The 23,772-nt window shown below is 59.4% G+C and carries 21 protein-coding genes and 2 pseudogenes; 7 read left to right on the top strand and 16 right to left on the bottom strand.

The genetic code is table 11. The annotated features are described in order from the left end of the window. Positions 1 to 6: 6 nt before the first annotated feature. The 4 genes from ALTER154_RS10365 to ALTER154_RS10350 form a co-directional block, all read right to left on the bottom strand. Positions 7 to 1,212 (bottom strand): MFS transporter, encoded by a 1,206-nt coding sequence (locus ALTER154_RS10365; protein WP_160086788.1) that lies wholly within the window; start codon positions 1,210 to 1,212, stop codon positions 7 to 9. Positions 1,213 to 1,301: 89 nt separating this feature from the next. Continuing rightward, entirely contained in the window at positions 1,302 to 2,243 is a 942-nt protein-coding gene (locus ALTER154_RS10360; protein WP_160086786.1) for a LysR family transcriptional regulator, read from the bottom strand. A gap of 171 nt (positions 2,244 to 2,414) precedes the next feature. Next, positions 2,415 to 2,783, bottom strand: a complete 369-nt coding sequence (locus ALTER154_RS10355; protein ID WP_160086784.1) for an MmcQ/YjbR family DNA-binding protein — start codon at positions 2,781 to 2,783, stop codon at positions 2,415 to 2,417. Between the two features lie 6 nt (positions 2,784 to 2,789). Then, a complete protein-coding gene (locus tag ALTER154_RS10350; protein WP_090253882.1) occupies positions 2,790 to 3,068 on the bottom strand; it encodes a peptidylprolyl isomerase in 279 nt (92 codons plus the stop codon). 143 nt (positions 3,069 to 3,211) lie between these two features. On the opposite strand from ALTER154_RS10350, the gene ALTER154_RS10345 reads away from it, so the two are divergent. After that, positions 3,212 to 4,441 carry a PilT/PilU family type 4a pilus ATPase gene (locus ALTER154_RS10345; protein ID WP_170049569.1) on the top strand — a complete coding sequence of 410 codons (1,230 nt, stop codon included), beginning with the start codon at positions 3,212 to 3,214 and terminating at the stop codon, positions 4,439 to 4,441. 28 nt (positions 4,442 to 4,469) lie between these two features. Here ALTER154_RS10345 and ALTER154_RS10340 read toward each other — a convergent pair whose 3' ends face one another. The 5 genes and pseudogenes from ALTER154_RS10340 to ALTER154_RS10320 all read right to left on the bottom strand — a co-directional run. Beyond that, positions 4,470 to 5,198, bottom strand: a complete 729-nt coding sequence (locus ALTER154_RS10340) for a substrate-binding periplasmic protein (RefSeq protein WP_372239924.1) — start codon at positions 5,196 to 5,198, stop codon at positions 4,470 to 4,472. Positions 5,199 to 5,270: 72 nt separating this feature from the next. Then, positions 5,271 to 7,226 (bottom strand): acetoacetate--CoA ligase, encoded by a 1,956-nt coding sequence (locus ALTER154_RS10335; protein ID WP_160086782.1) that lies wholly within the window; start codon positions 7,224 to 7,226, stop codon positions 5,271 to 5,273. A 253-nt stretch (positions 7,227 to 7,479) separates the two neighbouring features. Next, on the bottom strand, positions 7,480 to 8,382 hold the full coding sequence (locus ALTER154_RS10330; protein ID WP_160086780.1) for a hydroxymethylglutaryl-CoA lyase: 903 nt from the start codon (positions 8,380 to 8,382) through the stop codon (positions 7,480 to 7,482). 83 nt (positions 8,383 to 8,465) lie between these two features. Continuing rightward, complete coding sequence (locus tag ALTER154_RS10325) at positions 8,466 to 10,427, bottom strand: acetyl/propionyl/methylcrotonyl-CoA carboxylase subunit alpha (protein WP_160086778.1); 1,962 nt, start codon at positions 10,425 to 10,427, stop codon at positions 8,466 to 8,468. Further along, positions 10,424 to 10,978: pseudogene (locus tag ALTER154_RS10320) on the bottom strand (enoyl-CoA hydratase-related protein); the annotation flags it as partial. The gene ALTER154_RS10325 and the pseudogene ALTER154_RS10320, both read right to left, overlap by 4 nt. A 4-nt stretch (positions 10,979 to 10,982) precedes the next feature. Between ALTER154_RS10320 and ALTER154_RS10315 the strand changes: the two are divergent. The 3 genes and pseudogenes from ALTER154_RS10315 to ALTER154_RS10305 all read left to right on the top strand — a co-directional run. Continuing rightward, positions 10,983 to 11,537, top strand: a pseudogene (locus ALTER154_RS10315) (enoyl-CoA hydratase-related protein); the annotation flags it as partial. Then, positions 11,534 to 13,495, top strand: a complete 1,962-nt coding sequence (locus ALTER154_RS10310) for an acetyl/propionyl/methylcrotonyl-CoA carboxylase subunit alpha (protein WP_160086776.1) — start codon at positions 11,534 to 11,536, stop codon at positions 13,493 to 13,495. The pseudogene ALTER154_RS10315 and the gene ALTER154_RS10310, both read left to right, overlap by 4 nt. A gap of 154 nt (positions 13,496 to 13,649) precedes the next feature. Beyond that, positions 13,650 to 14,594 (top strand): hydroxymethylglutaryl-CoA lyase, encoded by a 945-nt coding sequence (locus ALTER154_RS10305; protein ID WP_160086774.1) that lies wholly within the window; start codon positions 13,650 to 13,652, stop codon positions 14,592 to 14,594. A gap of 245 nt (positions 14,595 to 14,839) precedes the next feature. Here ALTER154_RS10305 and ALTER154_RS10300 read toward each other — a convergent pair whose 3' ends face one another. The 3 genes from ALTER154_RS10300 to ALTER154_RS10290 form a co-directional block, all read right to left on the bottom strand. Beyond that, entirely contained in the window at positions 14,840 to 16,018 is a 1,179-nt protein-coding gene (locus ALTER154_RS10300; RefSeq protein ID WP_160086772.1) for an acetyl-CoA C-acetyltransferase, read from the bottom strand. An 84-nt stretch (positions 16,019 to 16,102) separates the two neighbouring features. Continuing rightward, complete coding sequence (locus ALTER154_RS10295; protein WP_160086770.1) at positions 16,103 to 16,759, bottom strand: CoA transferase subunit B; 657 nt, start codon at positions 16,757 to 16,759, stop codon at positions 16,103 to 16,105. Between the two features lie 21 nt (positions 16,760 to 16,780). After that, positions 16,781 to 17,479: a CoA transferase subunit A gene (locus ALTER154_RS10290; protein WP_160086768.1), complete on the bottom strand. Its 699-nt coding sequence runs from the start codon at positions 17,477 to 17,479 to the stop codon at positions 16,781 to 16,783. A 116-nt stretch (positions 17,480 to 17,595) separates the two neighbouring features. Between ALTER154_RS10290 and ALTER154_RS10285 the strand changes: the two genes are divergently transcribed. Beyond that, the gene (locus ALTER154_RS10285) at positions 17,596 to 18,471 is read left to right on the top strand and encodes a LysR family transcriptional regulator (RefSeq protein WP_160090096.1); all 876 of its coding nucleotides are present in this window, start codon (positions 17,596 to 17,598) and stop codon (positions 18,469 to 18,471) included. A gap of 9 nt (positions 18,472 to 18,480) precedes the next feature. Here the strand turns inward: ALTER154_RS10285 and ALTER154_RS21025 are convergent, their stop codons facing one another. From ALTER154_RS21025 to ALTER154_RS10270, 4 genes are all read right to left on the bottom strand, one after another. Continuing rightward, entirely contained in the window at positions 18,481 to 19,143 is a 663-nt protein-coding gene (locus ALTER154_RS21025; RefSeq protein ID WP_256665627.1) for a type II toxin-antitoxin system HipA family toxin, read from the bottom strand. 10 nt (positions 19,144 to 19,153) lie between these two features. Then, positions 19,154 to 19,681 carry a HipA N-terminal domain-containing protein gene (locus ALTER154_RS21020; protein WP_256665626.1) on the bottom strand — a complete coding sequence of 176 codons (528 nt, stop codon included), beginning with the start codon at positions 19,679 to 19,681 and terminating at the stop codon, positions 19,154 to 19,156. Further along, positions 19,678 to 19,974 (bottom strand): helix-turn-helix domain-containing protein, encoded by a 297-nt coding sequence (locus ALTER154_RS10275; RefSeq protein WP_160086766.1) that lies wholly within the window; start codon positions 19,972 to 19,974, stop codon positions 19,678 to 19,680. The genes ALTER154_RS21020 and ALTER154_RS10275 overlap by 4 nt, the downstream gene beginning before the upstream one ends. A 96-nt stretch (positions 19,975 to 20,070) precedes the next feature. Then, positions 20,071 to 21,447 (bottom strand): integrase family protein, encoded by a 1,377-nt coding sequence (locus ALTER154_RS10270; RefSeq protein ID WP_160086764.1) that lies wholly within the window; start codon positions 21,445 to 21,447, stop codon positions 20,071 to 20,073. 393 nt (positions 21,448 to 21,840) lie between these two features. On the opposite strand from ALTER154_RS10270, the gene rfbB reads away from it, so the two are divergent. Next, complete coding sequence (gene rfbB / locus ALTER154_RS10265) at positions 21,841 to 22,893, top strand: dTDP-glucose 4,6-dehydratase (protein ID WP_160086762.1); 1,053 nt, start codon at positions 21,841 to 21,843, stop codon at positions 22,891 to 22,893. 11 nt (positions 22,894 to 22,904) lie between these two features. Beyond that, the gene (gene rfbA / locus ALTER154_RS10260) at positions 22,905 to 23,771 is read left to right on the top strand and encodes a glucose-1-phosphate thymidylyltransferase RfbA (protein ID WP_090254723.1); all 867 of its coding nucleotides are present in this window, start codon (positions 22,905 to 22,907) and stop codon (positions 23,769 to 23,771) included. Position 23,772 lies beyond the last annotated feature (1 nt).

Raw genomic sequence — 23,772 nt, 5'->3', positions numbered from 1 at the left:
AGCACGTTACCCAGTGCAGAGGGTTGCGCGCGTTGCCAGGCGATGGACCCACGGAATCATTAATAACGCCACACCGGCAACGGCTGCCGCGACATAGCCGACATAGCCGATACCCGCGGTTTGGATGGTTAGGCCGCCGACCAGCGCGCCGATCCCTATCCCGGCGTTGGCCGCGGACACGTTGGTTGTGCCTGCCAGCGCCTGAGAATGCGCCACCGAGTTCATGACCCGAACCTGGCAGATCGGGTACAGCGCCGTGTTGGCAATGCCCCACAGCGCGAGCGCGATACACACGAGTACGCCTGCTCCTGCCAGAGGCGTCACCGCTGCCATTCCCAGTGCTAGCAGTGCCACAAACAAAGCCGTGGCGTTGAGTGGCGAGCGATCCACCGCTTTACCGCCCATCCAATTGCCAATCAGGCCGACGGCGCCAAACCCCATCATCCACCACCCGACATCTGCTGGCTCCACACCAGCCAGGCGTTCCAGCATGTCGGCCAGGTAGGTGTACGCAACGAACATGGCGCTGAAGATAATGATCGACAGTGCGACATTGGCCTGAAACAACGGCTCCTTGAAAATACGTGCCTGTTTCAGGAAGTCGACCCGCTCGCTACGCGCGACAGCAGGCATGCAGATCAGCACAGCCACCGCCATCAGCAGTGACAACCCAGCCAGCAATGCAAAGGCGCCTCGCCAGCCAATCCCGTTAGCCGCCAGCGTCCCCAATGGAATACCCAACAGCAGCGCAGCGGTAATGCCCAGGTAGACCCGGGCAATGGCCTGGCCTGCTTTGGCTGGACCGGCCAACTGGGCTGCCGTTTCACTGGCCGTGCCCCAAAAGACTGGCAGCATCAGCGCGGGGATGAAACGTGCAACGGCCAGCATCCAGATGTTCGAAGACAGTGCCGCCAGAGCATTGGCGAATGCGAAGACCAGCAAGATCGCGATAAACAGCTTTTTTCTGTCCAGGTGGGCGAGGGCGGCGGTAAGGGGTGGGCCGAAGAGCATGACTGTAAAGGCGAACAGCGTGACCAGCTGGCCGGCTGCGGCAATTGAAACGCCGAGGTCACGGGCCAGGGCGGGCAGTAGGCCGATAATCAGAAACTCAGTGGTTACGATCAAAAAAGCCGAGATGGCCAGGATGATAATGCTGAGTGAAGAGCCTGCCGCAGGTATAACCTGGGGGCGGGGTGATTCGATAGCATTCATAACGACGCTCTTGTTTAGGAAGGGCGTTATGGTATTGATTCTTTTGCGGTCTATTTGTGGCGTTTTTTCTAGTAATTACTGATTTTAATTCACTTATCTGGTGGTGTCGGCAATGTGTGGCCACTGGGGGATAAACACTTGGCTAAGACCTCTAACAGCGCGTTGACTTTGGGCAGTGTTTCGCGCTTTTTCAGCCAAACCAAGTTCATCGGCAGGCCATCACTGGACAGCTGCGGTAGCACTTCAACCAAGGCTCCGCTATCTAAATGCGTTTGCACCAGCCACGTGGGCAATTGCGCAATGCCATAGCCTGCCAGCACAGCCAGTACTTCACCCTCGCCATCTCCCACGGCGATGCGTGCCGGCATGATTAGACGCTTCTTGTCGCCGGGCTGTGGGCCTTCTCGATACCAAGGGCTGACTAGGCCATTACTGAGGCCGTAGAGCACGCAGTCATGCTCTTCAAGCGCGGCTTCAGTGGTCGGCATGCCACGCCTGGACAGGTATTCGGGGGCGGCGCAGTAGATCAACCGCTCAGCACCCAGGTAGCGGTGGCCCAAGGTCGTCGGCCACACGTCTGAACCGCCGATGCGCACCAGCAGGTCGATGCCCTGATCAGCCGGTTCAACAAAGCTGTCGGTAAAGGAAATATACGGCGTCAACAGCGGATATTGCTTCACGAAGTGCAGGATCACCGGCAGCACGTGCAAGCGCCCATAGGATGCCGGCAGGTCGATCCGAATCCTTCCGCGCGGTTCGAGGAACTCGGCATGCAGAGCCAGCTCCGATTCTTCCAGGTCGGAGAGCACGCGGGTGCAGGTTCGGTAGAAGGCTGTACCCGCGTCAGTCAGCGCCAATCGGCGCGTGGTGCGCTCAAACAGGCGTATATCGAGGCGACTTTCCAGCCGTGCGATGCCTTTACTCACTGCCGAGCTGGTTAGGCTCAGGCGCTCTGCCGCTGCAGTAAAGCTGCCCAGTTCGGCGACGCAGACGAAAACATCGATGCCTTTCAAACGCTCAGAGGAGAACACGTGGCGGCCTTATATTGCAGTGGGATGCTGAGCAGGTTAACTCAGCTGATCAGTGAAGAGTGCTGGCAGCTTTCTGGCATGACCGGTCAGCTTGCTCCGCCAAGCCAACGTCGTTGCTGTCCCTGCGCCGGGCATCCGAGCTGCGCACGGAGCCTGTGGAGCCGGCGGCAGTTAACCGTCCGCTGTTGGCGGATCAAGCAGCAGTGCTAGCTTTAAGCGTTTGGGTAGTTTACTGACCACCAACTGATGGGAGCGCGTTAGCAGGGCTTGCAGTTCGCTATCGCTCAGCGGGTAGGGTGTGGCCATGCTTATCCAGCGGGCGCGGGCCAGATAAGGAGCCGGGCGGATGCCGGGGCGGTCGCAATAGCCAAGGAAGAGGTCATCATCCACCTTAAAGGCCAGGCCGTCATGGCTGCCCAAGTGAAACAAGGCGAACATCTTGCTCTCAGCCACTGAGAATACCCGCACGCTGCCCCATTTGATGTCCTCACGGACACCCGGCAGGTTCAGGCAAAAAGCAGCAACGTGTTCGGGCGTCATGGCAGATCACTCGCGGTAGAAAACCTGCACCAGATGGTAGCCAAACTGGCTTTTCACCGGTCCGTGCACTTCACGCACCGGCTTTTTGAAAATGACTTGATCAATAGCACGCACCATTTGTCCGGGACGTACTTCACCCAGATCGCCGCCTTTCTTGCCGGAGGGGCAGGTTGAGTACTTGCGTGCCAGCACATCGAAGGCTTCACCAGCGGCGATGCGTTTTTTCAGCGCAGCGGCTTCTGCTTCGGTTTTCACCAAAATGTGGCGGGCCATTGCCTTAGCCATGACGGGCTCCTCGGAATTCAATCAACCTATTGTGCCAGTATTCTCAACCGCTTAGCGCCTGAACCAGGCACGCTCCGATTTTCTCAGGAGCGATGTGAAATCTTGGCCTAACGTAATACATCCAACTCACGGGATAGCTCGTTATGGACCTCAACGCCATGCTCAAAATCCTGTCCAGCCAGGACGGGTCCGACCTTTATCTTTCCACCGGAGCGCCGCCCTGCGCCAAGTTCAATGGCGTGCTCAAAGCGCTCAGTGCTGAACCGCTAAAGGCTGGCGAGGTGGCCGCGATTGCCGATTCGGTGATGGATAGCGCGCAGCGTGAGGAGTTCGAGCGTGAGCTGGAAATGAACCTGGCGATCTCGATTGCCAGTGTTGGGCGCTTTCGCATCAATATCTTCAAACAGCGCAACGAAGTGTCGATCGTGGCGCGCAATATCAAGATGGATATCCCCAAGTTTGAAGACCTCAAACTGCCGGAAGTGCTGCTCAAGACCGTGATGGAAAAACGCGGGCTGGTGCTGTTTGTCGGTGGCACGGGGTCGGGCAAGTCGACCTCGCTGGCGGCGCTGATCGACTACCGCAACCGCAACAGCGGCGGCCATATCATCACCATCGAAGACCCGGTGGAGTATGTGCACAAGCACAAGAAGTCGATCATCAACCAGCGCGAAGTTGGCGTGGATACGCGCAGCTTTCATGCGGCGCTGAAGAACACCCTGCGTCAGGCCCCGGACGTTATTCTGATCGGCGAAATTCGCGACCGCGAGACCATGGAACATGCTCTGGCCTTTGCCGACACAGGCCATCTGGCAATCTCCACGTTGCACGCGAACAACGCTAACCAGGCGCTGGACCGTATCATCAACTTTTTCCCGGAAGACCGGCGTCCGCAGCTACTCAATGACCTGGGTAACAACCTCAAGGCATTTGTTTCCCAGCGGCTGGTCAAGACCATCGACGGTAAGCGCCGGGCTGCGGTGGAAGTGCTGCTCGGCACGCCGACCATTCGTGACCTGATCAAACGCAACGAGTTTTCCGAGATCAAGGAGATCATGGAAAAGTCGAAAAACCTCGGCATGCAAACCTTCGATCAGGCGCTGATCGACCTGGTCAACGATGGCTCGATTGATGAAGAAGAAGCGGTGAAAAACGCCGATTCGGCGAACAACGTGCGCCTCAAGCTCAAGCTCTACCGCGACAACCCAGGTACCTCAGCGCCTGCCGCTGCGCCCGCGCCAGTGGCCGCCGCACCGACTCCTGCTGCGCCTGCGGCACCCGCAGCGTCGGCGGGTGAATGGGGGCTGGAGTTGAAACTGGAGGATATCGAAGAGGAGCAGCTGCCTGAGGACCCTGGGCGCAAAGGCATTTAAACACCGGTGACGACACGGATGTCCGCTGTTAGCGCGCGGGTTGGTAGGCGTCCTGAATACGTTGGATCATGCCTTCGGCGCGTAGCGCGTCGACCGCTTTGCGTAGATTCTCCTGCAAGTCTGCGTCGCACGCTTTGGAGCAGGCTAGGTACAGATCGGTACTGGCCATCACGGGGCTCATCTGCAATCGATTGTCGCTTTTCGGCCACAGGTACAACCCTTCCGGCACCCCGGTAAACCAGGCATCGACGCGGCCCAGTTCGAGCATGCGTGCGGGGTTATCGCCAAGCTTGAGGCTGACAATCTGCTCATCGGTAAACCCTTCGCGCTTGAGTATTTCCATCTGTGCGGTGCCCAGACCGACGGCGATACGCTTATAACGCTGACGCGCCTCGGCAAAGTCGGCCACCGGCGCATCAAGGCTGAAGAAGGCGCGCTCAAGTGGCGAAATAGGGGCGATCCAGGTGTACAGCGCTTCCCGCTCCGGAGTACGCGAGAGCGGGATGATCAGCAGGTTGTGGCCACGACTGACCCGCTGCTGGGCGCGAGCCCAGGGGGTTACATGGATATGGCTGAGATACCCCGCACGGGCAATGGCGGCCAATGCCACATCGCCGACCATGCCGTAACCACCCTGAAAGCTGACAAAGGTCAGCGGCGGCGCGTCCGGCATATGCAGCTCCAGCGGCTCCTGTGCTGTTGCGCTTAGGCTCAGCGAGGTCAGCAATACAGCGAGACAGATCCAGCGCACAGCCACGGCAGCACTCCAACAACGACTGACTTGGAGTATAAGCACCGTGCGCTTGGCTCGGTTGGAGTTTTTGGTACTTTAGTCCCGTAGTTCTGCCAGGTCGCGGTACAACTCCAGCGCCTGCGGGTTGGCCAGTGCGTCGGTATTTTTCACCGGTTTGCCGTGTACCACGTTGCGCACCGCCAGTTCGACGATCTTGCCGCTGATGGTGCGCGGGATATCCGCCACGGCAATGATCTTGGCCGGTACATGGCGCGGTGTGGTGTTGGCGCGGATCACCTGACGAATCTGCGTTTGCAGCGCGTCGGTCAGTTCGATGCCCTCGCGCAGACGGACAAACAGCACCACACGCACGTCATCATCCCACTCCTGGCCGATGGCGATGGACTCCAGCACAGCTTCGACCTTTTCCACCTGGCGGTAGATCTCCGCGGTGCCGATACGCACGCCACCGGGATTGAGTACCGCGTCACTGCGCCCGTGAATCACCAGACCGCCGTGATCGGTGACTTCCGCGTAATCGCCATGGGCCCAGATGCCGGGGAACGTCTCGAAGTAGGCTGCCTGGAACTTGCTGCCATCAACATCCTTCCAGAAGCCAATCGGCATCGATGGGAAATGCAGCGCGCAGACCAGTTCGCCTTTTCCGCCTGTTACCGGTTGGCCGGCGTCGTTCCACACCTGCACGTCCATGCCCAAGCCCTTGCATTGCAGCTCGCCGCGCCACACTGGCAGCACCGGGTTGCCGAGAGCGAAGCAGGAGACGATATCGGTGCCGCCGGAGATCGACGATAAGCAGATATCGGCTTTGATCTCGCGGTAGACGTACTCGAAGCTCTCGTGAGACAGCGGCGAGCCGGTCGACAGAATGGCCTTGAGGCGTTGCAGCCTGTGCGTGCTGCCGGGCTTGGCCCCGGCTTTTTCCAGCGCCGCGAGAAACTTGGCGCTGGTGCCGAAGATACTGATTTTTTCGGCATCGATCAGGTCGATCAGGCGCTCGGCACCTGGGTGGAAGGGCGAGCCGTCAAACAGCACCAGAGTCGCGCCCAGGGCCAGGCCAGAGACCAGCCAGTTCCACATCATCCAGCCGCAGGTGGTGTAGTAGAACAGCGTGTCGTCGGCATGCAGATCGGTGTGCAGGCCGAGTTCCTTGACGTGCTGCAGCAAGGTGCCACCGGTGCCGTGAACGATGCACTTGGGCACGCCGGTGGTGCCGCTGGAGTAGAGGATATACAGCGGGTGATCGAACGGTACCTGGGTGAATTCCAGCTCGCCGCCAGGCTGATAGAAATCCTGCCAGAGCGCGACCTTGGCCGCCGAGTGGAAATCGGCGGCTTTGGCCTGGGCATTGGAGTAGGGCACCACAATCAGCTGCTCAAGCGAGGGCAGGCGTTCGAGGATTTCATTGAGCTTGGCAGTCAGGTCGAGGTTCTTACCGGCATAGCGATAGCCGGCGGCGGCGATCAGCACCTTGGGCTCGATCTGGCCGAAGCGGTCGATCACGCCTTGGGTGCCGAAGTCCGGCGAGCAACTTGACCAGGTTGCACCTAGGCTGCTGGCGGCAAGCATGCCGACCAGGGTTTGCCAGGTGTTGGGCATAAAAGCAGCAACGCGGTCGCCGATACCCACGCCGGCAGCGCGCAGGCTGCGTTGCAAACCCGCGACATGGGCGGCTAGTTCGGCATAGCTCAGTTGCTCGCGGGAACCGTCTTCACCGATAGCCACCAGGGCAGGGTAGTTATCGCGGCGGCGCAGCAGGTGTTCGGCAAAGTTCAGCGTCGCGCCAGGAAACCAGTGAGCGCTGGGCATGGCGCTGCTTTCTTGCAGCACTGCCTCGGGTTGGGCGTTAAAGCGTATTTCAAAGAACTCGACAATTGCCTGCCAGAAGGACTCGCGCTGAGTCACGCTCCAGGCGTGCAGGGCTGAATAGTCGGTCAGTTGCAGGCTGTGGCGCTGATTGACGAAGCGGCGGAAGCTGTCCATCCGCGTCGCGGCGATACGTTCCTTGGAGGGTGTCCACAAGGGCTGTTGCATGTCGATTCCTCATTCGGCAGGTGCCGTAATTCTTGTTGTGCCGAGCTGTTGCGCCTGGCCGATGGCACGCTAGCCTACTGGTCGCTGCAAGCCTTGAGCTGCAGCGACCCTTATTGCTCGGCGGCCGACCTGGCGGCTGTTGTAGCAGTTTTGCACCGAAGGCAGGGCCGGCACGCGGCATCTGGGGCTCTGGCTTTACAGGCTGTAAACAAAGCCTGACGGCAGTGGCTTTCCTAGCCAGATACAGACAGGTTTACGCGCTGGCCAGCCGCGCCCGCGCCACCCGCGAACCATTGGGCTTATCCAGTACCGCGCAAATACGCTGGCCGGCGGCGATCAGCCGGCCCATATCGATACCGGTTTCGATGCCCAGGCCCTCGAGCAGGTAAAGCACATCTTCGGTCGCGACATTGCCGGTGGCGCCTTTGGCGTAAGGGCAGCCACCCAGACCCGCGACCGAGCTGTCGAATACGCTGATGCCTTCGAGCAGACTGGCGTAGATATTGGCCAAAGCCTGGCCGTAGGTGTCATGGAAGTGCCCGGCCAACAAATTACGTGGCACCTCGCGGCCGACCACGTTGAACAGGTGGCGGGTTGCCCCAGCGGTGCCGGCCCCTATGGTGTCGCCCAGGGAAACCTCATAGCAGCCCATGGCGTACAGCTCACGGGCTACGCTGGCGACTTGCTCTGGTGGCACGCTGCCGTCGTACGGGCAACCCAACACGCAGGACACATAGCCGCGCACGCGAATGCCATGCTGCTTGGCGGCGTCCATTACCGGGACAAAGCGCTCAAGGCTCACGCTGATCGAGCAGTTGATATTTTTCTGCGAGAAAGCTTCCGAAGCCGCGGCAAACACCGCAACTTCCCTAACGCCCGCTTCCAGCGCGCCTTCAAAGCCTTTCAGATTGGGCGCCAGGGCCGCGTAGGTAATACCTGGCAACTGCTGGATCTGCGCAAAAACCTCGGCGGAGCCCGCCATCTGCGGCACCCACTTGGGCGAGACAAAGCTGCCCACCTCGATATAGCCGAGGCCTGCGGCAGACAGGTCATCGACCAGGCGCACTTTGTCGGCCACGCTGATCGGCTGTTTCTCATTCTGCAAACCGTCGCGCGGGCCGACTTCGACCAGGCGGACTTGTTTGGGTAGGTTCATCGTTGCCTCGTTGTTCATCTCGATGGGGCTCGCGCTCAAAGTCGTTTAGCGGCGAGCTTGGCTAAATGCACTCCTACAAAAGGTTATGCGCTGATTTCTTCCAGCTCCACCAGTACCGCGCCTTCGCTAACAATCTCACCTTCGCTGCAATACAGCGCCTTGACAGTGCCGGCATGCGGAGCGCGGATGCTGTGTTCCATCTTCATCGCCTCCAGCACCACCAGCGCAGCACCGGCTTCGACCTGCTGGCCGGCTTCCACCAGCACCCGCACGATACTGCCGTTCATCGGTGCCGTCAGGCCGCCGTGATGCTGCTGGCCGGCTTCAACTTCAGCAATCGGGTCGACGCGTTGAATGCTGCGCAGTTCGCCGGCGTAGTGCAGATACAGGCTGTCGCCGCGGCGAATCGCCAGATGCTGTTGGCGCACGCCATCGCTTTCCACCGACAACGTTTCGCCTTGCAGCTGTACGGTGGACGTCGCGGCGTAGCGCAGACGGATCACCTGGCGCTCGTTCTGGCAGCTCAGATGCAGATCGGTTTCCGCCGGCAGGCCCAGACGTAGGCCGTTGTTGCGTGACCAGGGTGAATGGAAGTCGTCGTGGCGCTGCTGCGGCGCTTCACTCTGCACAAAGGCCTCGGCAGCCAGCTGCCAGAATTCGGCGGGCAATTCGCTCACTGGCGGCAGTAGCTGTGCTTCATGGCGCGGGATAAAACCGGTATCCAGCTCGGCCTTGGCAAAAGCCGGGTGGGCCAGCACACGTTGCAGGAATGCCAGGTTGGTTTTAACGCCGCCCACGCAGGTTTCTTTAAGCATGGCCAGCAGGCGCAGACGCGCCTCCTCGCGGTTTTCGCCCCAGGCGATCAGTTTGCCGAGCATCGGGTCATAGAAGGGCGAGACTTCATCGCCTTCGCTGACGCCGCTGTCTACCCTGCGACCTGGGCCGGCATTGGCTTCGCGGTACAGCGCCAGGGTGCCGGTGGCCGGCAGAAAGTCGTTGTCCGGATCTTCCGCATACAGGCGCACTTCAATGGCGTGACCAATCAGCGGCACTTGCTCCTGGGTGATCGGCAGCGCTTCGCCACGGGCGACGCGAATCTGCCAGGCCACCAGATCCAGACCGGTAATCAGCTCGGTGACTGGGTGCTCGACCTGCAGGCGGGTGTTCATCTCCATAAAGAAGAAGTCGCCACGCTCATCCAGCAGAAATTCCACGGTACCGGCGCCGACATAGCCGATGGCCTGCGCGGCCTTGACCGCCGCTTCGCCCATGGCGCGGCGCAGTTCAGCTGACAGACCCGGAGCCGGCGCTTCTTCGACGACCTTTTGGTGGCGACGCTGGATCGAGCAGTCGCGCTCATTCAGATACAGGCAGTTGCCGTGCTGGTCGGCAAATACCTGGATTTCCACATGTCGCGGTTTGAGTACGTACTTTTCCACCAGCATGCGTGAGTCGCCGAACGACGACTGCGCCTCGCGCTGGGCGCTGGCCAGGGCTTCGGCCAGTTCGCTCTCAACCTCGACCACTTTCATGCCCTTGCCACCACCACCGGCCGCTGCCTTGAGCAGCACCGGGTAGCCGATCACGTTCGAGGCAGCGCGGAAGGTTTCTACATCTTGCGCTTCGCCGTGATAGCCCGGCACCAGCGGTACGCCTGCGGCTTCCATCAGTGCTTTTGCGGCGGACTTGCTGCCCATGGCGTCGATAGCCGAGGCGGGTGGGCCGAGAAAGATCAAACCGGCGGTTTCGATGGCGCGGGCAAAGCCGGCGTTTTCCGAGAGAAATCCATAGCCTGGGTGAATCGCCTGGGCACCGCTGGCTTTGGCCGCAGCGATCAGCGCGTCGATCCGCAGGTAACTGTCCGCCGGCTTGGCACCGCCCAGATTCACCGCCAGATCGGCTTCGCGCACATGGCGGGCGCTGGCGTCGATGGCGCTGTGTACCGCCACGGTCTGGATACCCATGGCTTTGGCCGTGCGCATCACCCGGCAAGCGATTTCACCACGGTTGGCCACCAGCAGGGTGTCGATAGGCTTAAGGCTCATGCTTGTGGCTCCTGCCATGCGGGTTTGCGCTTATCTAGGAATGCCCGCAGACCTTCCTGACCTTCGGGGCTGACGCGGATACGGGCAATCGCGTTCTCGGTATAACGGCGCAGCGCCGGAGTCAGCACGCCGCTGCCGACTTCGCGCAACAGATCCTTGCTGGCGAGCATCGCCTGCGGGCTGTTGAGCAGCAGCGTGTCGACCCACTCGGCCACCGCAGGCTCCAGGGCATCGGCGGCATAGCATTCGGCAAAAAGCCCCAGCTCCTGCGCCCTTTGGCCGCTAAAGCGCTCAGCCGTCAGGGCATAGCGCCGCGCAGTACGTTCGCCGATGGCCTGCACGACAAAGGGGCTGATCACCGCCGGCGCCAGGCCGATGCGTACCTCGGACAGGCACAGCTGGGCGTCAACGGTGCCAATGGCCATATCGCAGCAGCTGATCAAACCCAGCGCCCCGCCAAAGGCCGCGCCTTGCACCACGGCCAAGGTCGGGATCTTCAGCTGATACAGGTTGTGCATCAGCTCGGCCAGCTCACGCGAATCAGCCAGGTTGGCCAACCTGGCTGATTCGCGTGAGCTGGCCGAGCTGATGCACAACCTGTATCAGCTGAAGATCCCGACCTTGGCCGTGGTGCAAGGCGCGGCCTTTGGCGGGGCGCTGGGTTTGATCAGCTGCTGCGACATGGCCATCGGCACCGTTGACGCCCAGCTGTGTCTGTCCGAAGTGCGCATTGGCCTGGCTCCGGCAGTGATCAGCCCATTTGTTGTGCAAGCCATCGGCGAACGTGCGGCGCGGCGCTATGCCCTGACGGCTGAACGCTTTAGCGGCCAACGAGCGCAGGAACTGGGGCTGTTTGCCGAATGTTATGCCGCCGACGCCCTGGAGCAGGCCGTGGTCGAGTGGGTCGACACGCTGCTGCTCAATAGCCCGCAAGCGATGCTCGCCAGCAAGGATCTGTTGCGCGAAGTCGGCAGCGGCGTGCTGACTCCGGCGCTGCGCCGTTACACCGAGAACGCGATTGCCCGTATCCGCGTCAGCCCCGAAGGTCAGGAAGGTCTGCGGGCATTCCTGGATAAGCGCAAACCCGCATGGCAGGAGCCACAAGCATGAGCCTTAAGCCTATCGACACTCTGCTGGTGGCCAACCGTGGCGAAATCGCCTGCCGGGTGATGCGCACGGCCAAAGCCATGGGCATCCAGACCGTGGCGGTACACAGTGCCATCGACGCCAACGCGCGCCATGTGCGCGAAGCCGATCTGGCGGTCAACCTGGGCGGTGCCAAGCCGGCGGACAGTTACCTGCGGATCGACGCGCTGATCGCTGCGGCCAAAGCCAGCGGTGCCCAGGCGATTCACCCCGGTTACGGCTTTCTTTCGGAAAACGCCGGCTTTGCCCGCGCTATCGAAACCGCCGGTTTGATCTTTCTCGGCCCGCCCGCCAGCGCCATCGACGCCATGGGCAGCAAGTCCGCGGCCAAGGCGCTGATGGAAGCCGCCAGCGTGCCCTTGGTGCCCGGTTATCACGGCGAAGCGCAGGATGTAGAAACCTTCCGCGCGGCCTCGAACGCAATCGGCTACCCGGTGTTGCTTAAGGCGGCGGCTGGCGGCGGTGGCAAGGGCATGAAGGTGGTCGAGCGCGAAAGCGAAATGCCCGAGGCTCTGGCCAGCGCCCAGCGCGAGGCGCAGTCGTCGTTCGGCGACTCGCGCATGCTGGTTGAAAAATACGTACTCAAGCCGCGCCATGTGGAGATCCAGGTGTTTGCCGACCAACACGGCAACTGCCTGTACTTGAATGAGCGCGACTGCTCGATCCAGCGTCGTCATCAGAAAGTGGTTGAAGAGGCCCCTGCGCCCGGTTTGTCAGCTGAACTGCGCCGAGCCATGGGCGAAGCGGCAGTCAAGGCGGCACAGGCCATCGGCTATGTCGGTGCCGGCACCGTGGAATTTCTGCTGGATGAGCGCGGCGACTTCTTCTTTATGGAAATGAACACCCGTCTGCAGGTCGAACATCCGGTCACTGAGCTGATTACCGGCCTGGACCTTGTTGCCTGGCAGATCCGCGTCGCCCGTGGTGAAGCGCTGCCGATCACCCAGGAGCAAGTGCCGCTGATTGGCCATGCCATCGAGGTGCGCCTGTATGCCGAAGATCCGGACAACGACTTCCTGCCTGCCACAGGTACCCTGGCGCTGTACCGCGAAGCCGCCGCTGGCCCAGGTCGTCGGGTAGACAGCGGCGTCAGCGAAGGCGATGAAGTCTCGCCCTTCTATGACCCCATGCTCGGCAAACTGATCGCCTGGGGCGAAAACCGCGAAGAGGCGCGCCTGCGCCTGCTGGCCATGCTTAAGGAAACCTGCGTCGGAGGGGTTCGCACCAATCGGGCCTTTCTTACCCGCGTGCTGACCCATCCGGCCTTTGCCAATGCGGAGCTGGATACCGGTTTTATTCCGCGTCACGAAGCGCAGCTTCTGCCTCCAGTAACTGAATTGCCGGCCGAGTTCTGGCAACTGGCCGCCGAAGCCTTTGTGCAAAGTGAAGCGCCGCAGCAGCGCCACGACGACTTCCATTCACCCTGGTCACGCAACAACGGCCTACGTCTGGGCCTGCCGGCGGAAACCGATCTGCATCTGAGCTGCCAGAACGAGCGCCAGGTGATCCGTCTGCGCTACGCCGCGACGTCCACCGTACAGCTGCAAGGCGAAACGTTGTCGGTGGAAAGCGATGGCGTGCGCCAACAGCATCTGGCGATTCGCCGCGGCGACAGCCTGTATCTGCACTACGCCGGCGAACTGCGCAGCATTCAGCGTGTCGACCCGATTGCTGAAGTTGAAGCCGGCCATCAGTATCACGGCGGCCTGACGGCACCGATGAACGGCAGTATCGTGCGGGTGCTGGTGGAAGCCGGCCAGCAGGTCGAAGCCGGTGCTGCGCTGGTGGTGCTGGAAGCGATGAAGATGGAACACAGCATCCGCGCGGCCCATGCAGGAACGGTCAAGGCGCTGTACTGCGTCGAAGGCGAGATGGTCAGCGAAGGGGCGGTACTGGTTGAGCTAGAGGAGGCCAGCGTATAACCCGGCGCATATTGGATGACACTCGCGGGAGGGCTTTAGCCGCGACTTTCTATAAAAAGCTCGCGGCTAAAGCCCCTCCTACAGACAGTCGACCTGAGCAACGTAGGATGGGTTGAGCGCAGCGATAGCCATCACGATGAATAACGAGGCAACGATGAATCTACCCAAACAAGTCCGCCTGGTCGAAGTCGGCCCGCGCGACGGTTTGCAGAACGAGATACAGCCAATCAGCGTCGCCGACAAGGTACGTCTGGTCGATGACTTGTCCGCCGCTGGCCTGGGCTATATCGAAGTCGGCAGCTTTGTCTCGCCCAAGTGGGTGCCGCAAATGGCCGGTAGTGCCGAGGTCTTCGCACAAATCCAGCAACTGCCCGGTATCACCTACGCCGCCCTGGCTCCCAACCTCAAGGGTTTCGAAGCAGCAATGGAGTCTGGAGTGAAGGAAGTGGCAGTTTTCGCCGCCGCCTCCGAGGCCTTCTCGCAAAAGAACATCAACTGCTCGATTGGCAAGAGCCTTGAACGCTTTGTGCCGTTGATGGAGGCCGCCAAGCAGCATGATGTGCGCGTACGTGGCTATGTCTCCTGCGTGCTGGGCTGCCCGTACGACGGTAATGTGCCGCCCGAGCAGGTCGCCAGCGTAGCGCGCGAACTGTTTGCCATGGGCTGCTACGAAGTGTCGCTGGGTGACACCATCGGCACCGGCACCGCGGGCACCACCCGCACGCTATTTGAAGTAGTTGGCCGCGATATCCCGCGTGACAAGCTGGCCGGCCACTTCCACGACACCTACGGCCAGGCTCTGGCCAATATCTACGCCAGCCTGTTGGAAGGTATCAGCGTGTTCGACAGCTCGGTCGCCGGTCTTGGCGGCTGCCCTTACGCCAAGGGCGCCACCGGTAACGTCGCGACAGAAGACGTACTGTATCTGCTTGAGGGCTTGGGCATCGAAACCGGTATCGACATTGGCCTGCTAATCGCCGCCGGCCAACGTATTTGCGCAGTAATGGATAAGCCCAACGGCTCGCAGGTAGCTAGAACGCTACTGGCCAACTGCTTCTCAGCGAAAACCCACTTATGGAGAACGAAAACGCCGGCCTAAGGCCGTAATGCTGTTCACTTAAGTATTTGAGGCTTGGCGGGACATTCCAGAACCCCGCTGCCAGTCATCTGGCAGCGGGTTTTTTGTATGTTTTTCAACCATGTCGAGGGGCCGGCGCTGAAATAGACCCACAAAAGCTAGAAAACAGACCAAGAAAAACGCCGCGCTCCCAATGGGAACCGCGGCGTTTTTCTTAAGTGAACAGCATTACGGCCTTAGGCCGGCGCTTTTACATCCATGCGAAATTATCGTTCGATAGCGAGGGAAACGCCCATGCCGCCGCCGATACAGAGGGTTGCCAGGCCCTTCCTCGCGTCGCGCTTGATCATCTCGTACAACAAGGTCACCAACACCCGGCAGCCAGAAGCGCCGATGGGGTGGCCGAGGGCGATTGCACCACCATTAACGTTAACCTTGGCCATGTCCCAGCCAAGTTCCTGGCCCACCGACAAAGCCTGGGCAGCGAAAGCTTCGTTGGCCTCAATCAAGTCCAGCTCATCAATGCTCCAGCCAGCCTTATCTAGACAACGCCGAGTAGCGGTGACCGGGCCAATACCCATGATCGCCGGATCGACGCCAGAACTGGCGTAGCCCTTGATACGCGCCAGCACCGGCAGGCCTAGGGCCTCAGCCCTGGCCGCACTCATCAGGACCACTGCGGCGGCACCATCGTTGAGGGTGGAAGCGTTGCCGGCAGTAACGCTGCCATCCTTCTTGAAAGCTGGCTTCAGCTTGGCAAGGGACTCAGCGGTGGTACCTGCACGCGGGCCTTCGTCCGTGTCGAAAACAAGCGGATCTCCCTTGCGCTGCGGGATCAGGATCGGGGTGATCTCGTCCTTGAAACGCCCAGCCTGGATGGCGCCGCAGGCCTTCTGCTGAGAAGCAGCGGCGAAAGTGTCCAATTGCTCACGGCTAAGTTCGTACTTCTCCACCAAATTCTCGGCGGTGACGCCCATATGGTAGTGGTTGAAGGCGTCGGTCAGACCGTCGTGAATCATGCTGTCCAGGGCCTTGGCGTGCCCCATACGCAGACCAGTGCGGACCGCTGGGAGAATATAGGGCGCTAGGCTCATACTTTCCTGGCCACCCGCGATGATCACCTCAGCGTCGCCGCAACGGATGGCCTGTACACCTAAATGCAGGGCTTTGAGGCCCGAGCCACAGAGTTTGTTCAAGGTCATGGCCGGCAGGGTGTGCGGCAAGCCTGCGAGGATGGCGGCCTGACGCGCCGGGTTCTGGCCGGAACCCGCAGTGAGTACCTGACCGAGGATCACCTCATCCACCTGTTCGCCAGACAGGCCGGCTTGCTCCAGCAGGCGGCAAATCACCGCAGCGCCTAACTCGTGGGCAGGAATATCAGACAGGGCACCCTGGAAGGCACCGATGGCGGTACGGGTGGCGGCGACTATGACGACTTCTTGCATGGCAGATACTCCTGACAAACATCAAGAAAAAGCCCACGCATTACCGAGTGCCAGACAAGAGGACTCGCGTGGGCAGAAAAAGAATCAGAACTGCATTTCGATCACATCATCGGGCACGTTGAGTTGGCCGGCAGTCTTCTCTACGATCTCGGCAACGCTGACGCCTGGCGCACGCTCACGCAGGATGAAAGCGCCGTCGGCAATCTCTAGGTAAGCGAGATCGGTCAGCACCTTGCGAATGCAGCCGGCACCGGTCAAGGGTAGGCTGCAGCGCGAGAGCAGCTTTGACTCGCCATCCTTGGATGCATGGGTCATGGTGACGATAATATTGTCCGCACCTGCCACCAGATCCATGGCCCCGCCCATACCCTTGATCAGCTTGCCGGGGATCATCCAGGAGGCGATGTTGCCTTCAACATCAACCTCGAAGGCACCGAGCACGGTCAGGTCTACGTGGCCGCCGCGAATCATCGCGAAGGACTCCGCCGAGGAAAAGATCGAGGCGCCCGGCACCGACGTAACGGTCTGTTTGCCGGCGTTAATCATGTCGGCATCAACTTCATCCGCGAGCGGAAAGGCCCCCATGCCGAGCAGGCCATTTTCCGACTGCAGCATCACCTGCATGTCGTCTGGAACGTAATTGGCCATCAGGGTGGGAATACCGATCCCAAGATTGACGTAGTAGCCGTCCTTCAGCTCGCGCGCAACGCGCTGGGCCATCTGTTCACGAGTCAGTGCCATGTTGGAGTCTCTCTTTAAGAATCAGGCGCGCACAGTGCGCTTCTCGATGCGCTTCTCGAAACGGCCCTGGATGATGCGATCTACGTAGATGCCGGGGGTGTGGATATGCGCGGGATCCAGCTCACCAGGCTCGACGATTTCCTCCACTTCCACCACGGTGATGCGACCAGCGCTAGCCACCATCGGGTTGAAGTTCTGCGCGGTATGGCGATAGACGACGTTGCCGAAATGGTCCGCCTTCCAGCCTTTAACGATGGCGAAGTCGCCAGTGATTGCAGGTTCGAGTATGTAGTGGCGGCCGTTGAACTCGCGTACTTCCTTGCCTTCGGCAACGGGCGTGCCGTAACCGGTAGCAGTGAAGAAGGCCGGGATACCGGCACCGCCCGCGCGTAGCTTTTCCGCCAACGTGCCCTGCGGTGTTAACTCGACCTCCAGCTCACCGTTAAGCAGCTGCCGCTCAAACAGCGCGTTCTCACCCACGTAGGAGGCGATCATCTTGCGGATCTGACGCTCCTCAAGCAGTACACCGAGACCGAAGCCATCAACACCGCAGTTGTTCGACACCACAGTAAGATCACGCACACCACGGCGCTGGATCTCGGCAATCAGGTTTTCTGGAATACCGCACAGACCGAAGCCTCCGGACAACACAGTCATCCCGTTTTCGACGCCAGCTAGCGCCTCCTCGTAACTGCCAACACGCTTGTCCAGACCTGCCATCTCTCGAGCCTCTTATTTGTCTCGGCCGACCAAAATCGACGATGGCAGTAGCTTCTACAATTCGAATTAATTTGTTAAATTTATTTTTCTTTAAAATTGATTTATTAAATAAATTAATGACCCTTAAACAACTACGCACCTTTCTTGCCGTCGCCCAGAGCCTGTCCTTTACTCAGGCCTGCCTACACCTGCACATATCGCAGCCAGCGCTGAGCCTGGCAATAAAGAACCTCGAGGCCTCACTAGGCGGAGCGCTGCTATCGCGCACCACTCGCAGCGTCACCCTGACCCCGGAAGGAGAAATACTGCTGCCAATCGCTCAACGCCTCTTGACGGAATGGGAAAACACCGAGGAGTTGCTGCGTCAGCACTTCACCCTGCAACTCGGCCGCGTAGCCATCGCCGCCATGCCGTCGTTCGCCGCAAACCGTCTGCCACAGGCGATCAAAGCATTTCGCGACCACCACCCGAATATCAATGTCACCGTGCACGACGTAATCAACGAGAAAGTGGTGGAAATGGTGCTTGATCGCCGGGTCGAGCTTGGCGTGGTGTTCGAACCGGATACTCTAGACAGTCTGAAGTTCATTCCGATCTATCTGGATCGTTTTGTAGCAGTAGTACCGCCAACCAGCGACCTTATTACACGAAACGAAATTCGCTGGCCCGAATTGAGCAACCAACCCTTCATTGCCCTACAAAGACCCTCAGCAGTGCGCCGGGTCATCGAAATGCAAGTCGGACAGTTGCAGGCGGCATTCGAAAGCCATCAATTCACGACTATCGGCCGGATGGTAGAACAAGGCTTGGGCGTCAGCGTGGTGCCGAGCATCTGTACACAGCAAATGCGAGAGCTGGGGGCCTACTGCATCCCTATGATCAATCCAAAGGTCGAACGGCACATCGGCCTGATCAAGCGAGTCGACGTCGAACTCTCAGCAGCTGCCCATGCGCTGGTAGAGACAATCCGCAGTATTGCTATACGCACATAGGTCTACCGCTTACCCAAATCGAGTCCGGATTTGCTCCAACGCAGCCTGAATCTCCGCTTCTTGCTGCCCATCGACACCAAGTTCTCGGCACTGCCCACGCCAACCCGCTAGCGCATCAAGCGTCTGTTCGATGTACTGATCCACTTTTAAAAAGCTGAAGGATTCGCAGACCTTTCGCAGGGCCTTGTGAGTCGGCAGCCCCACCCCAGCAAAGGTCGTCGTGTGTTCGTCAGCCATGCCACGCACGCGGGCAAAGGTCAGGTCATAGGCTGGAGAAAGTACCCAACGCCCTTGATCAAACAGGTACGCAAAGTTTTTTGAATGGTCATCGTGATTGTGAGCGAGCGCGTTGAAGACCATCAGACGTGCCATTTTCTCCACTTCGCCAGCATGCCCGGTGATGGCCCAGGTGGCGCGAAGCAGGTCGCCGTAATCCAATGAAGGAGAGCGGTAATCGGCGTAAAGAATCCCGCATGCCGTCAGCATGTGGATTTTACGCTCACCGTCACGATCAAAACGCTTCGCGGCAAAGAAACGCTCTACCCTGCTCTCAGCCTGCACATTCAGAAGAGCGGACTCGGCCATTTCGACCCCAGCATTCCGGGCCATTTGCGCATAGGCGTACTCAATAGCTCCCGTGTCGCGATGCTCTTCGGGCGAGCAAAACTTCACCAACCAGTGCTCATACCCCCTCGGACAGGGTTTTGAATGACGACGCACAAGGCTGCTTATCTTTTGAAAGCGCTACGACTACTTTGGGTCGCGCTCCCGCAGCCGAACCACCCGCCAACCGCAAAGCATCCAGCGTCGTCGCGGTATCACCTTCGTAGACCTCAAGCGCCGCCTGGTACAAGCGCTCAAGACTCAGCGAGGAGTCAGCATCGGACTTTTCCAAAACAGACCGGTACTCCAAGGCACCCATGGCGCGCCGATCAATGCCGCGCTCACGCAGGAAAAAGCGATCCATCAGCAGCATGCCCCAGCCATCCGGCAGGGAGTCGGCGAACACGCCCATCAACCCGCTGAACAGGTGAGGGTCAGGCGCGGCTTGCGGGGCGGATTTAAATGCCATGTTCAAAGGCGAAAGGTTGAAACCCGTCGCCAGCCACTGCTCGTCGTAGGCAAAAAACGTCCCGCGCCGAGGCACGCAAACTAGCTCCCCCACTCGGGTGCCCGCGAGCAGCACCTCGACCGAAGTCACGTTATTCATTTGCGCCCCCGGACTCGCCCGCTCTGCTTGAGTTCATCCAGAGAGACCGGCTGCGCCTGAGTAAACAACCCTGACAGCTGCTGCGCCACACCAAGAGACGAGGCCAACAGCACCAGCGCATCCAGGGTGATTTGCCCCGTCGTTTCAAAACGTTTGATGGTCGACTCTGAAACCCCAGCTCGCTCGGCCAACGTCTTGCGCGACAGGTTCTGCGCTAAACGCAGCACGCGAGCATTATCAGCGACCTGCTGAGCCAGTTCACTGGGAGAGAAAAGCGTATGGGTGAGCGCCATCACAAGTGCCCTTCAGATAGGTCTAAACACAAAAATAATAGATCAAATATAGCCCATTAAACCAAAATTTAACAAATAAAAGACCATATATGATCTTTAGCCTTCAGAGCACTGATCTGACTTAACCGCCTCCATGCGACGCCCATAGAACTCGACCCAATCGACATCGCCGAACTCCCTGCGCAACAACCCTCTCAGAAATTCGTGCCACTCCGTCAGCGCAACAGACTTCTCATCGAAGTACGCATAGCGATCGTAGATGGCATCCACCGACAAGTCCTTGTGATTGAGGATACGGCTGCGCGCGTCTTTCCCAAGTCCCTTGCTCGACATATGCGTGGTCGCCGTACGACGCAGGTCATGCACCGTAGGGCGCGGGTAGCCGTCTGCCACACGCAGTAGGGCGTCTTCCTGGACACGCGCAGCATCCTTCACATAATCGTCGTAGAAACGACGCATAGCACGATTGAGCGACGGCTGAGTCTGCGGCTTTACAGGTAAACGCCCAGGAAAGACGAACTGCCCAGGACCCGGCGGAACGCGGCTACTCGCCCAGCGCTCAGGATTGAGGGCAACCACCTTCTGAACCTGCCGCTCACGCAGGTAATTCAAAATGCCCATCACATCCTCAGACAGCGGGATCGCAACCGGGTTATTGTTTTTCTCGAACTTACCCGACCGGTCCCAGATGGCATCGTCCAGATCGATGTCGACCCAGCGCATCTCAACAATGCGCCCAGAACGCTGCGCCAACATCAAACTGAGCAGCAGCGCGAAGCGGGTACTCTGAGTCAGCGTGGACTCGGTCAACCGGTTCAGAAACCACACCAATTCATGCCGATTGAGGCTGCGCTCGCGCGGGCTCTCCTTCGCGACATGCTTCATCTGTACGAGGGGCGTCGCATCAATGATTTCGCGTTCCACACAGAAGTTGAACATCTTGCGTATGACCGCCAAGAGGCGATTAGCCTGCACGGGCGCGGTTCTGGCTTTTTCATCAAGCAGGGCCAGTACCTGTTTGCGCACGACATCCCGGATCTTCATGTCCCCGAGGTGCGGAACGAACTCGCGCCGCAACATGCGCTCGTCCTCGGCCCAGGACTTCTTGTTCGCCTGGGCCCAGACCAAGTAGCTCTCGACGGCCTCAGCAAAGGTCGGGCTGGAACGATACTCAACCAGCTCAACGACTTTTTGCTGACCGGGATCGATACCCTGCTTGAGCAACTCGATGGCTTTCGCCGCCCGGGTACGGGCTGCGGAGAGGGAGAGATCCGGGTAATTGCCGAGGGTGAGTCGCCGCGGGCGGCCATGAAAGCTGTACAGCAAGATGAAACTTTTGCATGTTTTGTTGACCCGCACGCCGAAGGTGCCATGCCCCGGCATTGGTGGATCAAAGCGTTCTATACGCCCTTTTTTGGGATCATACTTGAGCCGCTCAAGGGTATATTCATTAATCGCGGTGCGTGTTGTCATCAGCAAATCCTGACCGTTTCCGGGGTAGGTTTGGGGTAGGATTATAGCTCTTGGGGTAGGACTGGGGTAGGGATTTGACTACTTATTGAACAACGGATATAGTTGCCTCTGAAACCTAGTCTATGCGCTAATATTCAGTAAATTCAGGCATTTAAAAGACGTAAAACGGGTAAAATCATTCATCAAGGGCTGTGGATAATATGTGTGTGCTACTGACTTGTAATCAGTAGGTCCCGGGTTCGATTCCTGGTGCCGGCACCATATAAAGAAAGCCCCGCAGCGATGCGGGGCTTTTTTTTGCCGAAAAAATACTGCAGCTTGCTCACCTAGACGCGGCTTGCAACACTGCCCGCAATATTAACCGGCCACCAGAGCAACGGAAGGTATAAGCCTGTGCGTATCCTGATCACCGGCGGCGCCGGCTTTATTGGCTCGGCACTGATTCGTCATCTGCTGAATCACACCGAGCATCAGGTGCTTAACCTCGACAAGCTGACCTATGCCGGCAACCTCGAGTCGTTGGCCAGTGTTGCCAATCATCCCGGCTATCGCTTCATGCAGGCCGACATTGCCGACAGTGCAGCCGTCAGCCAGGCACTGGCTGAATTTCAGCCGGACGCGATCATGCACTTGGCAGCTGAATCGCACGTCGATCGCTCCATCGACGGCCCGGCAGCGTTTATCCAAACCAATATCGTCGGCACCTATACGCTGCTCGAAGCCACGCGTAGTTATTGGATGCAGCTGGAGCCGGCACGCAAAGCCGCGTTTCGCTTTCACCATATCTCGACCGATGAAGTGTATGGCGACCTGCACGGTGCAGATGATCTGTTCACCGAGGCCACGGCCTACGCACCCAGCTCGCCCTATTCGGCGAGTAAAGCCGCATCGGATCATCTGGTACGCGCCTGGCAACGCACCTATGGCTTGCCAGTCCTGCTGACCAACTGCTCGAACAACTACGGCCCCTACCACTTCCCGGAAAAACTGATCCCGCTGATGATCCTCAATGCTCTGGATGGCAAGCTGCTACCGGTTTACGGCAACGGCCAGCAGGTGCGTGACTGGCTGTATGTGGAAGACCATGCCCGCGCACTGTTAACGGTGGTGAGTGAAGGCAAGGTCGGCGAGACCTACAATATCGGCGGGCATAACGAGCAGAAAAACCTGCATGTGGTGGAGAGCATTTGCGCGTTATTGGACGAGCTGTCCCCACGCCAGAACGGCTCCTATAAAGAGCAGATCAGTTTCGTCACTGACCGTCCAGGTCATGATCTGCGCTATGCCATCGATGCCAGCAAGATCGAACGCGAGCTGGGCTGGAAACCTGAGGAAACCTTCACCAGCGGCCTGCGCAAAACCGTGCTCTGGTACCTGAATAATCTCGACTGGTGCCGCCGCGTGCAGGATGGCAGCTACCAGCGCGAACGCCTCGGCGCACTATAAGGAGCAGCACAATGAAAGGCATCATTCTCGCCGGTGGCTCCGGCAGTCGCCTGCACCCCATCACCCTAGGGGTGTCCAAACAGCTGCTGCCGATCTACGACAAACCGATGATCTACTACCCGATATCCGTACTGATGCTCGCGGGTGTGCGCGAAATTCTGATTATCTCCACCCCGCAGGACTTGCCGAATTTCCGCAAGATGCTCGGTGATGGCAGCCAGTTTGGTGTGCGTTTCGAGTACATCGAACAACCCTCACCCGACGGTCTGGCCCAGGCCTTTATTCTGGGCGAAGAATTTATCGGCAAGGACTCGGTGTGCCTGATCCTTGGCGACAACATTTTCCATGGCCAGCACTTCACCGAAAAACTTCTGCGCGCTGCCGCTGAGCCATCAGGGGCTACGGTTTTCGGCTACTGGGTCAAAGACCCGCAGCGCTTTGGCGTGATCGAGTTCGACACTCAGGGCAAGGCCATCTCCATTGAGGAAAAGCCCGTCATACCGAAGTCCAGTTACGCGGTGACTGGCCTATATTTTTACGACAACGATGTGATTGAGATTGCCAAAGCGGTCCAACCGTCGCCGCGTGGTGAGCTGGAAATCACCGACGTCAACAACGCCTACTTGCAGCGCGGTGACTTGCGCGTCGAGCGTTTCGGCCGTGGCTTCGCCTGGCTCGACACCGGCACCCACGACAGCCTGCTAGACGCTTCGCAGTACGTGCAGACCATCGAACACCGTCAGGGCTTGAAAGTTGCCTGCCTGGAAGAAATCGCTTACCAGCAGGGCTGGATTGATCGTCAACAACTACTGGCGCAGGCCACTATTTTCGGCAAGACCGGCTACGGCCAGTACCTGTTCAAACTGGCCGAGGAGTGAG

Source organism: Pseudomonas sp. 9AZ (assembly GCF_902506525.1).
Classification (GTDB): Bacteria; Pseudomonadota; Gammaproteobacteria; order Pseudomonadales; family Pseudomonadaceae; genus Aquipseudomonas; species Aquipseudomonas peli.
This window is presented reverse-complemented; position numbering and strand designations above follow the sequence as displayed.

Coding starts and splice junctions, on each gene's coding strand:
- ALTER154_RS10365 (WP_160086788.1), bottom strand. CDS start 1,212: ATGAATGCTATCGAATCACCCCGCCCCCAGGTTATACCTGCGGCAGGC.
- ALTER154_RS10355 (WP_160086784.1), bottom strand. CDS start 2,783: ATGACGCCCGAACACGTTGCTGCTTTTTGCCTGAACCTGCCGGGTGTC.
- ALTER154_RS10350 (WP_090253882.1), bottom strand. CDS start 3,068: ATGGCTAAGGCAATGGCCCGCCACATTTTGGTGAAAACCGAAGCAGAA.
- ALTER154_RS10345 (WP_170049569.1), top strand. CDS start 3,212: ATGGACCTCAACGCCATGCTCAAAATCCTGTCCAGCCAGGACGGGTCC.
- ALTER154_RS10335 (WP_160086782.1), bottom strand. CDS start 7,226: ATGCAACAGCCCTTGTGGACACCCTCCAAGGAACGTATCGCCGCGACG.
- ALTER154_RS10330 (WP_160086780.1), bottom strand. CDS start 8,382: ATGAACCTACCCAAACAAGTCCGCCTGGTCGAAGTCGGCCCGCGCGAC.
- ALTER154_RS10325 (WP_160086778.1), bottom strand. CDS start 10,427: ATGAGCCTTAAGCCTATCGACACCCTGCTGGTGGCCAACCGTGGTGAA.
- ALTER154_RS10310 (WP_160086776.1), top strand. CDS start 11,534: ATGAGCCTTAAGCCTATCGACACTCTGCTGGTGGCCAACCGTGGCGAA.
- ALTER154_RS10305 (WP_160086774.1), top strand. CDS start 13,650: ATGAATCTACCCAAACAAGTCCGCCTGGTCGAAGTCGGCCCGCGCGAC.
- ALTER154_RS10300 (WP_160086772.1), bottom strand. CDS start 16,018: ATGCAAGAAGTCGTCATAGTCGCCGCCACCCGTACCGCCATCGGTGCC.
- ALTER154_RS10295 (WP_160086770.1), bottom strand. CDS start 16,759: ATGGCACTGACTCGTGAACAGATGGCCCAGCGCGTTGCGCGCGAGCTG.
- ALTER154_RS10290 (WP_160086768.1), bottom strand. CDS start 17,479: ATGGCAGGTCTGGACAAGCGTGTTGGCAGTTACGAGGAGGCGCTAGCT.
- ALTER154_RS10285 (WP_160090096.1), top strand. CDS start 17,596: ATGACCCTTAAACAACTACGCACCTTTCTTGCCGTCGCCCAGAGCCTG.
- ALTER154_RS21020 (WP_256665626.1), bottom strand. CDS start 19,681: ATGAATAACGTGACTTCGGTCGAGGTGCTGCTCGCGGGCACCCGAGTG.
- ALTER154_RS10275 (WP_160086766.1), bottom strand. CDS start 19,974: ATGGCGCTCACCCATACGCTTTTCTCTCCCAGTGAACTGGCTCAGCAG.
- ALTER154_RS10270 (WP_160086764.1), bottom strand. CDS start 21,447: ATGACAACACGCACCGCGATTAATGAATATACCCTTGAGCGGCTCAAG.
- rfbA (WP_090254723.1), top strand. CDS start 22,905: ATGAAAGGCATCATTCTCGCCGGTGGCTCCGGCAGTCGCCTGCACCCC.